The organism is Rhodococcus sp. NPDC057297 (assembly GCF_042667435.1).
Classification (GTDB): Bacteria; Actinomycetota; Actinomycetes; order Mycobacteriales; family Mycobacteriaceae; genus Rhodococcoides.
This window is the reverse complement of sequence record NZ_JBHUZE010000008.1, coordinates 111,587-125,334: the sequence shown is the minus strand read 5'-3', so window position 1 is coordinate 125,334 and position 13,748 is coordinate 111,587. Positions and strand designations below refer to the sequence as shown.

The window sequence follows — 13,748 nt, the reverse complement described above, 5'->3', positions numbered from 1 at the left end:
CCGATCCAACATTAAATACCCGCGAGCAGGTCCTCGATGCTCGCCGGGCCCGCAACGTCGTCGACTGATAAAGCTTCGTTTACGAGGGCCGACACTATGAGCTCGATTGGCTGACTCCGGGTGTTCATTTGATCCTGTATATGCTCAAGCCCCCCGTGAACGTACTCCTCGAACGAATCGACCCGCTCCTGCAAACGAGAGTTGTCTAAAATCTCAGCATCATCGACTCCCTCGCCGGTCATGTGCGATTTGATGGACACCATCGATACCAGCGCGTCGGCAAATGCAGGAACAGTTAGGGTTTCGTACCTTATTGGCTCGCCTGCTGCTTCCGAAAAAGTCGCAGATCGTTCGAATTTTAGTCCTACACTTGCAGCGAATAAAAGGACATCACGCCTGGTTGGAAAATAGGCGTCATCTCGCATCTCTTGAATAAGCTCCTCGTACTGGGCTGGGCGGCGCACCCGCACATCTACAGTTGTATTCATGAGTCGATCTCCTCAAAGAGGGAGTAGTTTGATTCAGCACCGGAAAGTATGTAATTGTAGTTCTTTCCATCAATCTCTAGCTCTTCCGAGACATTGCGGAGCGAGCTAGAGTTCATTACGACTACTCCGAGATTGCTAACATGCGATCGCAGTTCCTTGATTACATCCCCAAGCCCTTGGCTCTTGCTGACCAGTACCACCAGTTGCGGTGCCATGCGAGCGAGCGCGCGAGCTACCTCTTTCTGGTAGTTACGGTCAAGCGATCCGAAAGCAGCGTCCATAACGATGGGGTAACTACCTGCTCCGTCCGAGGCATCACCTTCTGCCCGCCCCTCGGACGGTATTTCGCGAGCTAGCTTAGACACGGCCGCAACAAACGAAACGCTTAGTATCTGGTTCTCACCCGTGGACTTCGGGACTTCCATTTCGACACCGTCAACATCTTGGTACAGCGACAACTCAAAGTCAGCATTCAATCGTGGGATGTACGGCTTCACCGAGATTCCACTAAAGATTGTCTGGAGTTCTTTCTCTAACCTTTCCCGCATCTCGGCCGAACGGATCTCCCGAATTTCCTCCAGAGCCCGTTGTACGCCGCGGACGAGGTCAGCTCGGTCTCGCGCCTTGCTGGCGTGCTCATCCTTGAGTTCTGCCTGGTCCAGCTGCTTACGAAGACTGTCCTGTCGAGCCGTTAAATCTTGAAGTCGGCTGCGTGCGACAGAGGCCGTGCTAACGCAGCGCTCGATACGTCTGTCGAGGTCCACCCTCTTGGACTCCAGCGCCTGCACATCCTCAAGTTCGGAATTTGCGAGCTGTCCAGACAGTTCGGAAACCTTAACCTCAAGTCGGTTGACGTTCTCGTTTGCGTCATCGACCCGCGACGTTAGGTCAGTCAGCGTCGCACGCAGGTCGTCCCGAGCGGATCGCATTTCGGGTAGTTTTCCGTTGAGTTCTTGCCAAGCCGTCTCGACCGCTTGCAGTCCCGCTCGCTGCCGCCACTCCTCCACGTGTTGACGCGATGAGCTGCCCGTAACCAGGGGCGCACCGCATATACACTGGTCATCATCGAGCAGTTTGTCCACGAACTCGCGTTTGAGCGGAGCCGGCAATGCCCCCTTTCGATACAAAGATGTCGCAACCTTTGCTGTCTCTGCAACAATGTCGTCAGTGAAAGCTAGGAATCCCCGTGTAGCCATGTGACTGCCGAGACCTGCTTTCGCCGACTCGCGGTCCGAACGAGCACGGGACAGCTCATCCTCTGCACTATCGCGCTCACGTTGAATATGGGACACACTCTCATGCTTTCCCAGTAGTTCAATGACCGCGTCGCGCTCCGTCCGGTAGGTTTCAAGCTCGCGCTCTGCTGATGTCAACACGTCTTGATGCGTCTGCTGCTCGTCCTCTGCTTCGTCGATCTTCCCCTGTAACTCACTTGCCACATCCCCGCCGCGATCTTTCACGGCTGCTGAGAGCTTTCTGGAAACCTTCGGAAGATGCTCGATGGCGCGTTCGACATGCTTAATGTTCAGCAGCGCTTTGATATCCTGCTGTATCTCACTGTAGGACCCCTTCTGGACGAGCTTCTCGATCCGCTCACCATTGAAGAAGAAAAATCTGCTGATACCCTCAGGCAGAATCGAGGAAATCATCTCTTGCGGCGCTCGTACTTCGCTCGACATACCGCTGCTGTCAATCGTCGAAAGAATGAGAGCAGGGTTAAGGACGCCAGGCTGATCGTCCGACTCCTTTAGAAGATCCGCCTGCCGAATCAAGCGGTACGCCTGACCTCCATGGTCGAATCCCAGTTCAACCGAGACTGTAACAACTGAGCCAGTCGCTGCGGAGCGCCACACAATGTCGGTGGCCATCCTGTCTTGTACTTCGACATCCTCCGACAGTGATCCATACAGTGCCCACGTGAAGGCGTTGAGCAACGTTGTTTTACCCGAACCGTTCGCGCCGAAGAACAAACTGACGGGCTTACTCGCATTAGACGCAAGGTTCATCCGCTGGATACCCTTGAACTGCCTGAAGTTAGCCAGCTCAATGTAGTGAAGCCTCATGGAATCAGCCCTTTTACGGCCGCAAGTATTTCGTCGGTGGGTTGAGCCGCACGAAGGTGGAGCTTCGACCGCTCAATTTCGAGAACCCGCTTCGTGAGCTTTCGCTCAAGCGGGGTTAGTTCTTGCAGTACCTGCTGTTCGGTACGGGCGGGGATCGTCATACTCTAACCTTTCGAGGTCGATGGATACGTCACAAATCCATGAGGTGGTACTGGGTTTTCAAGGGCCGTAAAGTGTCGAGCGTTTCGTGATAATTCTCGGAAATTTTCGCAAACTCGTTGACCCGCGCCAGTTCACGAACTAACAGATTTCGTTCGATGTTAAAGTTGATAGGCGATCCAGCCGGCGGTACCGCAATATAGTCGTAGATCGTGGCGTGCGTTTTCCCGGGAGCACGGCGCAAAAGCCGGCCCCGCCGCTGAATGAACTGACGCGGGTTGGTGCTGCTTGCCAGCAAATAGCCCAGCTTCGCATCGGGTATATCTACGCCTTCATCCAAGCATCTCATGGCCGCGAGCACTCGAAGATCTTCCCCGCTACTGAATCGTTTTATCAGCTCCGCGCGCAATCGACGGGGGGTCTCCGACGTATACGTATGAGCATGTAGCTGCATCTCATTCCCCACCATCGACATGACTGCATCAATCTGTTTCGTACCTGTCCATTCTCCCCCGTCGCGATCGTGTGGAGCGGAGCCTTCTGCACAATATATGAGTTGGTACCAATTTTCGCGCTCATGGTTCAAGTCTAAGTTAAGGGCAGCCAGTTTCCCCTGCGCGTGCCCGAGAATCGACGACCTTTGCCGCAACAAAGCCCCGAGCGGAGAATTCGCTTCAGCCGACTCCGGCAATTCGCCCGCTCGCAGCATTTTTCCAATCTTGACCGTTAGTTCGGAGTAAAAAAGGTACTCCTGAGGGTTCAGTTCGACAATTTTGGGATGGTAGTAGTACCGACATAGAGCGTGCAACTCATTTATCGCCCTCTCAATCCCTAACTCGAAAGCTACCGGTCCGAAATACTCAAGCAATCCGTCAGTTCCTTCGTCGTCAAACCAGCGTTCTGGAGTGGCCGACAACGCAAGTCGGTAGGTAGCATTGCCAGGAAGCAGTTTCCTGTAAGTCGCAGAGCCCAGATTGTGTGCTTCGTCCGCGATCAACATCAATGGAAGACTGATCCGACTCAAAATCGATTGAAACCGTGCTCCGGAAAAAGAACTATTCGTAGCTACTAGTATAACAACCTGGCGTCGACCGTACTGGGCAGATGCGAGTTGATGCTGAACGACAGGTAGCCAAACCTCACTGTTCTCATAAACTCCAACCGCATCAACCCCAAAGAGTCTGAATTCTTCCATCCACTGATCGACTAGCGCCTGAAGAGGGGCTACAACCAGAACGACCAACGGCCGCTCGTTGCCGTTCTCAACCGCAGCGATGTGAGACGCCGCGAATAGGGCAGTTTTCGTCTTTCCAGTGCCGGTCGCCATTTTCAACATTCCGCGGCCTTGCTGCCTTAGCCATGCAACCATTGCGTCTTTCTGATATTCCCGCTGTTCAAGGAACTCGGGCGGCCTCATACTTGGTCTGAGATCGCTTCCTTGGATAAGTTCTGGTCGCGGATCTGCAACAGGTAGCGCGACAACTTTACGATCGGTTGCAATCTCGATCAGTCGCTCTCTTGCGACAGACGGAAAGTCCTCAACAGCAAGGTTTTCAGTCTCGTTGTTCCACAAGCCATCGAAGTCTGCCTCCAACCGCAGAGCGCGCGCACCATCTCCTGGAATCCATCCCCTGTATACTTCGATCGATTCGAAATTGTTTACGAGCCCTCCGATAGTTTCGTTCGAGCTACCGGTGAATGCGATCAAATCACCAAGGCGATCCCGGACAACACCAATTTTCTCGTGATAAAGGCCAATTGCATGCTCACCCTCCACGAAAGCTAATTTTATATCGAGTCGACCCTGCGCTATCAAAGTCCCTACGACACTCAAGCCATCGAGCAAAACATCGTCTCGATCGTCGGTGAGTTCCCGCACAAGGCTGCGTTCGATTACGCTACGACGATCGTATCCCCTTGTTATGTCTTCTACGTCATCCGTTGTTAGATGTGGAGATGCAATTACCCTGATTAATCCCTTAGAATCGACAATTTTGTCTATGGCTTGCGCAAGCAACCGAAGGCTTCCAGACGTGAAATAACCAACCGCACGACTATAAGATACTGCGTTGGACAGTACCGGGAGGTAAAAGTCTGTAACGGAGCTCGTCCCATCGCTACGATACCGATTTTCAATTTGCAGCGATCGCAGACCACCGGTGGGCTCATCCGTTGTCATCGCACACAATCCCTTCTTGCACGTCTGAGATGCTGCGTATGCCTTCCGCACGTGCTGTTAACACGATCCTACGCATGGCTATTCGCAATGCACCTGCGCCATGTCCGCACAGAGATGGATCGGATGCTGGCGACGCTGGGCTAAATTGCGAGCGGGCTATCATCTTCTAAAGACGCTTATTTGGTTGCCAGAGCCGTCGTACACTAGCCAGAATGCCCAACCGTTTCTGAGTGGATTGAGAACGTTAGGGCTGTAATGAGCGACCACCGCCTTGGCGGCACCGCTTGGCGTCGCGTAGTCCCTCCCGGCCAGTGGACCGTCGACGATCTCAACAGCTCCGACCGTGGGGTACAGCCGCGCTTTTGTTTTCACTCCTTTATAGACGGAGTAGATAGCTACCGAATCTTCAGAGTGCGACAGGGACGGGCTCGCGTCTTGTGTGCGCGAAGAGATCGGACGTAGCAGGTCCAAGAGTTCATCAAGGTCATCGGAGTCGTCTACTACGGGTTCCGTCGAGAACGGCGAAGTCGACCTATGATTTTCGGGGGCTTCCAAGGTGTCCATCGGCGCTGGACGCTCGTCGCCAGCGGGGCTATCGCTAAGGGCCGAAACACGCGATGCTCTTGTCGAGGCCTGCTCGGCAGGATCCACCTCAGCTTCGGGCTTGAATTTATTGCTTACTGGCTCCGGCGTGACTGGTGTAGGTGCGATCGCCGGTTTAAACACCGAAATTCCGTCATCCACAAACTGTGCAGGATCTTGAATCGATAGTCGATCGGCGATCTTTTGAAGCGCGCGTGCTTCGATCATACGGACACGCTGGACACTCAACTTTGTCATGTCAGCCAGTTGCCAGTATGGCTTCGGATCGCTTCCGTCGATTCCGAAACGAGCGAGAATTAGACCCGCCTCTGCAGACTCGAGCGCGCTGAAAGAAGTCAACACCAGGTCGTATCGTTCGAGATTGTCGCCGGATGACAACGATGTTAGTAAGTTTTTAACTGCAGATACGTCATACTTGGCATTATGAACAACATTTGCTTTGCTCGATTTAGCCCTTTCTTGCGCTAGCTGCTCCTGCCGACGCAGCCTCGCCGACTTCGCCTCCTGCAACTTTTGTCTTACTTGCGCCTTTTGCTCTGCCGTAAGCAGTGAATCACGGTCAAGAAAGTCCGAAGCGTCGGCCAGTAACCCCGCACCTATAAGCGACGTGACTTTATCTAAGCGAGCGAGCTGGCGGTCGACCATATTCAGCTTGTCGCGATCTGGCGCAGCGGCACTCGTAGTTGCATAGCCGGGCTCAAGGCATCCGCAGTCGCTCCCGAGCACGATCCAGAGATGTCTCGCTCGTAAGGTAACAAACCGGCTAGGCGAGCTTGGTGGTCTTCGCCTTGAACTGCATTGATCAACCCTGCTCCTCTCACCTTGCGAGGCCGTCTAGCTGCGCTCGGACTTGAACTAACCTCACAATACGGGGTAGATGCAACGTCTACACCCCGGTCAGTCGAAAATCTTAGATTGCCTACTGATCGGCGCGGGCGTTCCTGGTGAGGTGTTACGGCTCAAGAACCGAAATAGGTCTCTCAATCGCTGGTTGGGCGGTTTGCACCCACGAAGCGCTCCAAGTGCTCACCTCTGGCCAATCGGGATTCGAGTGCCCGAGGTAGTCCTCTCCGCCGTTCCCTCTGTCTCCACAGTCCACGCTCACGTATGCACAACACGTCAGGTCGAGTAACGGCCAGCCGTTGCGAGAGAATTTTGGCACCGGTTACGGCTGCGACGGGACGCACTCTGCGACCAATTGGTCATTTCTGGGGACCTGAATTTCACTGAACCCGGTTGGTGCGCACGCCACCGCGGAAGCCCTGCATAGCGCTGCGAGGCAGATTGCAGAACGAGAGTCCCCCGCGTGGTTTTCCTGCTAGGAGGCAATTAAAGCCCGTCTCGTTGTTTCCGAGAGTGTTCTACTCAGAAGCTCCAACGCTGCCACGCCGCGCCTATCCAACTGAGCGACTTCGTCGGCCGGGATTTTCATCTTGTCCGAGAGTTGTCGAAGCGAACGCGGAGGTTCACCGTCGAGCCCGTACAACTCAATTACAACTGAGGCAATCCGAGCGTTAACCGATGCACACATACGCAATAAAGCATCGGCGACCTCTGGCTGAGCAGCGTGGGCAGCTAGTAGAACGTCTCGAATCGTAAAGGTAGGTAAACTCGCAGCCGGTGGACTTTGCACCGGCGGAACTGCTTGGCGAGGTTGCTGGACCGGTTCGACGAAGACTGGCTGCGCAATCGGACTAACCACAGATGCGATCTCTGAATCCGGTTCCAACCACTTTGCGAGTGCGGCGCCCGCATCACTCAGGGGAACGTCGACCTTCTCCACTGCTGCCTCCAGCAGCTCGTCGAAGAACGCCTGATGCGCTCCAAACGCTGGATCCTCGGACGTTCCCGGGACGTACACGATCACAAAGACTGCGGCACGACCGCCGGGCTTTAGCCGTAGGATCCGCCCCATCCGTTCGATCATCTGTCGTCGAGAACTGCAGCTTGCGATAATCACCCCGACGTCGACGGCCGGGATGTCAACGCCCTGATCCAGGACTCGCGATGCGACCAGATTGGTCAGAGCTCCGGACTTGTACTGCTGCAACATCCTTGTGCGTTCCAATGGCTTCAGCTCATTGGAGTAAGCGCCCGACTTCAAACCTAGATTGCGGAGTGCTTCCGCTCCTCGATTGCTCGACAGCGCGGTCTTGGAGAACACGATCGAACATTCTGACTTCTCAAGCGCCGGTCCGAGCGCCCCGAGCGCGTCCAACTTCGCCGTGCAGTCGGCCAGGAGTGCTTCTCGCCGGACAAATGCGCTGCGGAACCGGTCCGCAAGTCTGCCCTCCGGCAGAGCACGCTGGCCGGACAGCTTGTCGACCTCTTTCATGAACCGGCCGAACGGCGCAGCGGCCACGTGATACAGCCGGATGAGGTCGGCCCTGGCCTGCTTGGCTATCGCGTTGTGTTCTTCGAAGGCTGTTCGCTCCTGAGGCGTGAAATTAGCGGCCACGGTCAGCAATCGAATCGGTGCAAGAATCCCGTCGCGCATCCCTCGCGCGAAGTCACACCCAACAATGACGGTTTCGAAGTACGGCTGAATGTAGGTTTCAATTCCGTCATCCTGGCGCTCAAGGGTCGCGGTCAAGCCGAGCCTGTGTATGAATCGATCCGTCAAGACTCTGGCGTTACCGGGTGTTGCATAGTAATGCACTTCGTCGGCAACGAGAAGTGAGCCGTCGGGCGGACGCGGCGCCCCTTTGGAGATAGCCGACTGAATGGTGCTGATCAACACTCGGCTGCGCCGAAAGTCGTCGCGGTGGTTGTTACCGCGACGACCCACCGCAACCGTTGGCAGTTGCCGCTTAAGCTCCGCGTACCACTGCTCGAGAAGCTCTACTCCGGGGACGACGACCAGCACGCGCTGATCCATGCTCAGCGCATTGACAATAGCCGCGACTCCGACTCGAGTCTTACCCGTGCCGGTGACAGCCTCCACTACTGCACGACAACCGGTACCGCGCCACTTCGCGAAAGCTTCCTTTTGCCAATCTCGCAACGGCCCCGTTGTCATGCCCGTGCTCCTGGTCTTACCCACTCGACTAGTTTTCCGCGTTGACGTTGTACCAGCTCGTTGCGGTGAGTCATATTCTCGAGAACCGACTCGGCGTCCTCTGGATTCATACCGGTCAAGAGCGCACTCCGCCTGACCGTCAATGGTGAATTCGGCCTTGCGGCAGCCAGCAGAACAACGCGCGCTGCTGCATTGCTTGCAGCAGGCAGTGACGCCAACTGACCCTGAACTTCGGCAGGCAGCGCTTCAATACCGTTACGCCGTTCGACTGCCGGCATGGCAGGCCGAATTGTCACACGACGAGGCATAGCCGCCGGCGTGACCATCTTCTGGGCAGAGCGACGGAGCTCCGCCTGTCGCATCTCGATGACTGATACGGCGTTATTGACGTCGTCAATCGAGACCCCGAGATCGGAGGCCGTTTTCCCTGCGGAGAACTGTTTGCGTTGCTGGGCGTACACGATGGACTTGATCACATCGTCTTGCGACACCGACTTGCTCGGCTGAGTCGCTGGTGCAGAGACTCGTCCCCTGCCTCCGTACCTGGAGTCGACTCGGATACTTGTTCGATCATCGAACCTTGGAGGGCGCGTTTCGCCAGGTTCCAGCTCTACGGACAGCCCGTCATTCTTGCGAACCGGAGACTTGACTTCGATGACCACCGGCAACGGTGCGACCGTTGCCTCTACCAATGGGTCCTCGGCCATCGGGCCCGGAACCGCGACCTCTGCCTCCGCTGCCTCCTCGTCAGCCTCGTCAGCCTCGGCGGCGTCGTCGAGCAGTAGTGTTACAGGTTTCCACGCTCGACCATCTTCGGGGCTGTCGTTGCCGACCTCCCCTGGCAGGATGCCTAAACCGTCGAGTACCTCGACCAAGCGAACGAGGACACGATCGGGCGCCGAAGCGAACTCGGACGCGCGGACCCGAAAAAATGTCCAGCCACTTCTTCGAAGGTCTAATTCGCGACGAAGGCGCTCAGTGATCTCGTCACTGGAACGCACCCGTTCGTCGTCGCACTCAATCGCAAGTTTCGCCTCTGCACCCGTCACCACGAGATCTAGTACCAGCTCATTGATGGCAGCAGCAGGATTGACGTGGTAGTCGAAAGTGCGGAGTGACAGGAAGACCAACTGTGCTGTCATGGACGAGAAGTCCGCATGCTGTCGTGTGCTGCCCACATCCGAAGGCATCGGTCGCACCGGAACAGTCGGTGCGGCTTCGATGTAGGAGAGCAGCGATGTGCGCAAATCCTGTGACGATAGATCCGTTGTCTTGACCGAATGAAACAACCACAGTTGATCTCGCGCACGGGACGCTGCGACGTTGAACCTTCGCTGGTAAAGCTCGCGTTTCAGAACACTGGTCGCCGTGCCGGGCGCGATCACCATAGACAACAACATGACGTCCCGCTCATCGCCTTGAAAATCAGGTGCCGTGCCAACGCGTAGCCGTCGCGCATCACGCTGTTCCGCCGGGATGCGTGCGTCCATGAGCGATCTGATGAGTTTGGCTTGAGCCGCACTTTGTAGAACAACTACGCCGAGTGTCCTGTCTTCGTAGTCAGGATCGGCCAAACAGTCACACAAGCAGTCAACCAGAGACCTAGCCTCGGCCTCGTTGACCAGCGTCGCGCTTGAGCCGGTTGTGTGCGCCGCTGCTACATAAGTCGATCGAAGCGGCCGCAAACGCTCTGCACCGAACTGACGGACGGGAACGAGCGGGCGACCCGGGTAGAACTGCGCCGACGACCACTCGATGATCTCCGGCATAGATCGAAAGTGCTCACGGAGCTGGACGGGCTGAGCATATCGATTGTGCAGCAACGAAAACAGACTGGCGCCCAAGCCGAAGTTGTTTCGCACGTGAATCGGCAAGTCGTCGAGATACATGTCCAAACGCCGAAAGACGGCATCCGAGCTCGTCTGGGGAACCCTGTCCGGTGCACACTGTTTGTCGTCTCCTACGACGATGACACGAGGTGCGAGCCACATCAAGAACAGACTGCTCAGGTCAGCCTGACTCGCCTCGTCGACGATCACGACGTCGAACATGTCCTGCTTGGGCTCGATTGTCGCCAACACTTGGCGGATTGGCATGATCCACGCGGGGACCGAAGACTGTGCTTCGTGTAGCGCTGCACGCGCTGCAGCTCGGTAGCGCTGCGAGTGCTTCGAATTTCCCAATCCGAGCTGATTGACGTTGTCCTGATACGTGCGCAAGGCTTGCATTTCACGAGACGACATCCGCCGTAGGCAAGCACGCCAGGCAGACTCAGCCGCCAATGTTGCAGTAAGTGCAGCGATCTCAGCATCGACGCTGTCGAATTGGTCGTCAAGATCGACTTCGTCGGGTCGGGTCAATCGCTGTTCGACTTCTTGGCGCGCCCAACGCCACGCCCATGCTTCTTCGAAGGACGAGGATAGTGTGGACCAATCGGTGTCATGTTCGGCAGAGAGCGACTCCCGCAATGTCGGCGCAACCGAATCCACGACCCCGACTAATTCGTCGAGTCGTAGTTGTTCAGCTTGCTGCCGTACCGCCACGTCATACGGCGCCAACGTGCCGTCGAAGTGGCCGACGTCGCCGATCCGCAGCGCGTCGCACAACGCCGCCGACTCCGCGCTGTCCGCACCGCCAGTTGCGCCCTCGAATGCATCGGCGATAACTGCTAGCTCAGCCAGAGCAGCCGCGGAATCTGCACTGTTGATCGTCGATTCGAGAATGCCGGCAGCACCACGGACTCCGCCTAGGTCGTCGACTGTGAGATAGCCAGACGTTTCTCGGCCCAGAACTTCGACTTGGGAAACGATGCTGTGCACAGCGGATAGCTGAGCCCAAATTCGTTGCACATGGGTGATGCGGTCCGGCCTCGATTGCCCCGTAGAAATTGTTTGAACCCGAAGGGCGGAAGCGAGCGCGATCGCATCGTTGATTGCTAAGTGGGCGCTCAGGTGTTCCGCGACCAACCGGATCTGAGCCGCGGTGGTCGCAGGTGCCCCGTCGACCCGAGCATTCGCTTGCAGGTCGTCGACACGAATTTGCTCTCGGGGCGTCCGAAGCCATCTGAGCTTGTCGAACGGTCCGTCCTCGTACAGCCGAGCCAAGGCTTCGAACGCGTCCAATGCGTTGCGGTCGATCACGTCCACTTCGACGTTGGCCAAGCCGATCAAAGAATCGGACGCAACGGCATGCTCCAACAGCCGGCCGATCGACTGGGCGCGCGTCCAGTGATGGCCCAGCGAGTCATTCAAGACAGCATCGACCAATTGCAAGTACGACCGGTCGAGGCGACCGGCGTCTGCCAGAGTTTTACGGCACATCGCTGCCAACCGCTTGACCTCCGAAAGTGGCAGCTCCGCCAATGAAGCGTTGGTGTCCCGCTGCTGCGCTCTCGCGCACAAACGGCGCACAGAAGATGCAGCGGGAAGCAGCTTCGCGAGCGGCGGCAGAGTCTGGTTGCGTCTGTCTTCTGCCTGCTGTTTCACAGCATCGAGGAGCGTCGTCAGTTCGACGAACTCGCCCGTTGTAAGTGGAGGGTGTTCAACGTACAGCGGACCTGGCAGCCAACTTGATTGCGTCGCAGTTAATCCAAGAGTACTGATCACATCGGACAGCGTTCCCGTGAACTTCCCGCCGAAGTCGTGGGCCTCGGACTCTGCAGAGCGGGCACCGATCAACCGATCTTCGAGTTGATACCTCCGATACTGTGCACCGCTTCGACGCTTCGCGAGGTCTTCGATCGAACGGTCCGCCTTGTCGACCTCGAAGTTGTTTCGGCGTTCCGCAATCGTCGACACACTACGGTTCAACTCTTCCGATCCCCCGCGAGCGAGATCGGTGATCGACACGCACAGGTCCTGCAGTTCGGTCGGGAGCTTGTCTCGAAGGACGCGGAGGGCCTGAGATTTCTCGCTTGTGACGAGCACGCGCTGACCTTGCGCCATGAGTGCCGACATCACATTAGCTATGGTGTGAGACTTGCCAGTACCTGGAGGGCCTTCGACGACCACTCCCGTATCGAGTGCGAGTCTGTCCATGATGCTCGCCTGCGCGCGATTAGCCGGCAGAGGAAACAGAGGCTCAAGGGTCGGATCTGCCGATGACTTGCCCAGCCACTCCAGGCGTGCGGTCGAGTCGATGCTCTCGACGAGTTGAGCCAAGCCGAGTGGCACCGTCGCTCCTCCATCGAGTGCGGCGATCATCGCGTCGTAGTACGACACAAGCGCAAAATTGGTCCGTTTGCGCAATACCAACGCCGGCGATGATCGGAGCGTTCCTCTACGGGCAGCAGGCGGTACGGAACGATCGTTGACATGTCGGGTCTTTCCTGCAAGCGACTTGCTAGCCCAATTGGCCAATATCACTGACGAGTCAGCAGACAACGGGTTGCTGATCGTCTCGCTGAGCCGTCGTTCGATTTTCACCGACACCGCGGGATCCAGGTTGTCGAGTCCCGCGAAAAGCTGACGATCTTCGAGTCTGGGTGTGCTTCCCTCGGTCAGACGGACCAGTAGGTCGCCGGTTGCTTCGTCTCGCGTGATGTCCGCCGTTTGGGTAATCAGGTGCGCGTCGACGAACACAGCGCCGATCGCTGATGACAGGAAACCCGCAGCAACCACGAGCTCAAGGGACTCCGGCTGAGCGGTCAGGTCGTCACGCATCCGATCAACTGAGCGGAACAGCTCGGCGTGAGGACGAAGGCGCTTGTCTTCTGCAGCCCACGCACGCCACGACGTCATCCATGTTTCGAAGTGTGCGCGAATGTCGGCTGGCTGCGGTTCGGCTAGAGCCGGCTTCGTGGACGACTCGTCGACCACTCCGGCGATGACTCCCGCTATCTCACTGGGCGGAGATGGCGGCGGTTTGACACTTGTCCGCCTGATGCGAATCGCAACCTCTCCCGGAGCGGCGGACTCGTCGACATCAAGCGGCCGATCAGCTCGATAAACCCACTCCATTCGCGTCGAAGGCCCGTACGCGCGCACAGGCTTGGACTGTGAGGACGCGGTTTCGCGTAAAAACTCGAGCAAGCGGCGTACACGTCCACGGAGCTCGGCGTCGTCGCCACCCGGCATACAAGAACCTCTCTGCAGTAACAGTTGCAGTGTCAATGTATCCGGACATACCGACACCAGTCACGATACTTGTAGCCGGGCCGTTGCGATTCTCGTCGTGATGGAAACCGTTGTGAGAGGTCAGGACCGCGTGGCTTGCTGAACAGCCACCGAGCTACGCGC

At 56.9% G+C, this 13,748-nt stretch carries 7 protein-coding genes; all 7 read right to left on the bottom strand.

Features of this window, described 5'->3' with window-relative positions; genetic code table 11:
- Positions 1–11: 11 nt before the first annotated feature.
- The 7 genes from ACFULT_RS21185 to ACFULT_RS21155 all read right to left on the bottom strand — a co-directional run bounded on the left by ACFULT_RS21185 (position 12) and on the right by ACFULT_RS21155 (position 13,328).
- Entirely contained in the window at positions 12–488 is a 477-nt protein-coding gene (locus ACFULT_RS21185; RefSeq protein WP_378482356.1) for a hypothetical protein, read from the bottom strand.
- The gene (locus ACFULT_RS21180) at positions 485–2,551 is read right to left on the bottom strand and encodes an AAA family ATPase (RefSeq protein ID WP_378482355.1); all 2,067 of its coding nucleotides are present in this window, start codon (positions 2,549–2,551) and stop codon (positions 485–487) included. Before ACFULT_RS21180 ends, ACFULT_RS21185 begins: the two co-directional genes overlap by 4 nt.
- Complete coding sequence (locus tag ACFULT_RS21175; RefSeq protein WP_378482354.1) at positions 2,548–2,712, bottom strand: hypothetical protein; 165 nt, start codon at positions 2,710–2,712, stop codon at positions 2,548–2,550. The genes ACFULT_RS21180 and ACFULT_RS21175 overlap by 4 nt, the downstream gene beginning before the upstream one ends.
- 29 nt (positions 2,713–2,741) lie before the next feature.
- Positions 2,742–4,889, bottom strand: coding sequence for a DEAD/DEAH box helicase family protein (locus tag ACFULT_RS21170; protein WP_378482353.1), 2,148 nt, complete (start codon positions 4,887–4,889; stop codon positions 2,742–2,744).
- A gap of 159 nt (positions 4,890–5,048) precedes the next feature.
- Positions 5,049–6,218 (bottom strand): hypothetical protein, encoded by a 1,170-nt coding sequence (locus ACFULT_RS21165; RefSeq protein ID WP_378482352.1) that lies wholly within the window; start codon positions 6,216–6,218, stop codon positions 5,049–5,051.
- Between the two features lie 592 nt (positions 6,219–6,810).
- Entirely contained in the window at positions 6,811–8,511 is a 1,701-nt protein-coding gene (locus ACFULT_RS21160; protein ID WP_378482351.1) for a DEAD/DEAH box helicase, read from the bottom strand.
- Positions 8,508–13,328 carry an AAA domain-containing protein gene (locus ACFULT_RS21155; RefSeq protein WP_378482350.1) on the bottom strand — a complete coding sequence of 1,607 codons (4,821 nt, stop codon included), beginning with the start codon at positions 13,326–13,328 and terminating at the stop codon, positions 8,508–8,510. Before ACFULT_RS21155 ends, ACFULT_RS21160 begins: the two co-directional genes overlap by 4 nt.
- Between the last annotated feature and the right edge of the window lie 420 nt (positions 13,329–13,748).